Raw genomic sequence first — 1,414 nt, 5'->3', positions numbered from 1 at the left:
GACCCCACCGCCGACCACTCCGCCGCCCGGTGCGGGTGCCTGCCGGGTCGGCTACACGGTCAACGCCTGGAACAACGGTCTGACCGCGAGCGTGACCATCACCAACACCGGTACCGCCGCCGTGAACGGATGGGCGCTGACCTTCACGCTGCCCGGCGGCCAGATCATCACCAGCGGCTGGAACGCCACCTACTCCCCGACGAGCGGAGCGGTGACCGCCCGCAACGTCTCCTACAACGCCACCCTCGCCCCGAACGCGTCTGTCGACATCGGGTTCCAGGCCACCCACCAGGGCGGCACCGGCAAACCCTCGTCGTTCGCCCTCAACGGGGCCACCTGCGCGGTCTCCTGACCACCGCCACCACCCAGAACGGAGTCGCACGATGAGAAACACGACATGGAGGGCGGCATCGAGAGCCGCCCTCGCGCTGACCGGGGCCGGCGCGCTCGCCGCCGGTATGGCGATGGTCCTGGTGACGCCCGCCTCCGCCGGCACCACGCTGGGCGCGTCCGCGGCCGAGAAGGGCCGTTACTTCGGTACGGCGGTGGCCGCGAACAAGCTCTCGGACAGCGCGTACACCACGATTTTGAACCGCGAGTTCACCATGGTGACGGCCGAGAACGAGATGAAGATCGACGCGACCGAGCCGCAGCAGGGCCAGTTCCGCTACAGCCAGGCGGACCCGATCGTCAACCACGCGCGTACCCACGGCATGCAGGTACGCGGCCACACCCTGGCCTGGCACGGCCAGCAGCCGGGGTGGATGCAGGGCATGGAGGGCACCGCGCTGCGCACCGCGATGCTCAACCATGTGACGCAGGTAGTGAGCCACTACCGGGGACAAATCTATTCCTGGGATGTGGTGAACGAGGCGTTCGCCGACGGCAACTCCGGTGGCCGCCGGGACTCGAACCTGCAGCGCACCGGCAACGACTGGATCGAGGCCGCGTTCCGCGCCGCCCGCGCCGCCGACCCGGGCGCGAAGCTCTGTTACAACGACTACAACACCGACAACTGGACCTGGGCCAAGACGCAGGGCGTCTACAACATGGTGCGGGACTTCAAGGCCCGTGGCGTGCCGATCGACTGCGTCGGCTTCCAGTCGCACTTCAACAACGACTCGCCGTACGTCAGCAACTACCGCACCACGCTGTCGAGCTTCGCGGCGCTCGGGGTGGACGTGCAGATCACCGAGTTGGACATCCAGGGCGCTCCGGCGAACACCTACCGCAGCGTGGTGGAGGACTGCCTCGCGGTGGCCCGCTGCAACGGGATCACGGTGTGGGGGATCCGGGACAGCGACTCGTGGCGGGCCTCGCAGACCCCGCTGCTGTTCAACAGCAACGGCTCGAAGAAGCCGGCGTACGACGCGGTCCTCGCCGCGTTGAACAACGGCACCACCCCGCCCACGAC

2 protein-coding genes are annotated in these 1,414 nt (G+C 68.5%); both read left to right on the top strand.

Going from position 1 to position 1,414, the window contains the following annotated elements:
* Positions 1-352: cellulose binding domain-containing protein (locus tag F8271_RS31365; RefSeq protein ID WP_192580554.1), on the top strand; the 352-nt coding region annotated here is incomplete at its 5' end.
* A gap of 31 nt (positions 353-383) precedes the next feature.
* A partial coding sequence (locus F8271_RS31360; RefSeq protein WP_151493385.1) for an endo-1,4-beta-xylanase occupies positions 384-1,414 on the top strand: 1,031 nt, incomplete at its 3' end.

The organism is Micromonospora sp. ALFpr18c (assembly GCF_008868155.1).
In the GTDB taxonomy this organism is placed as follows: Bacteria; Actinomycetota; Actinomycetes; order Mycobacteriales; family Micromonosporaceae; genus Micromonospora.
The sequence above is the reverse complement of the archived record's forward strand: the minus strand, read 5'-3'. Positions and strand labels throughout refer to the sequence as shown.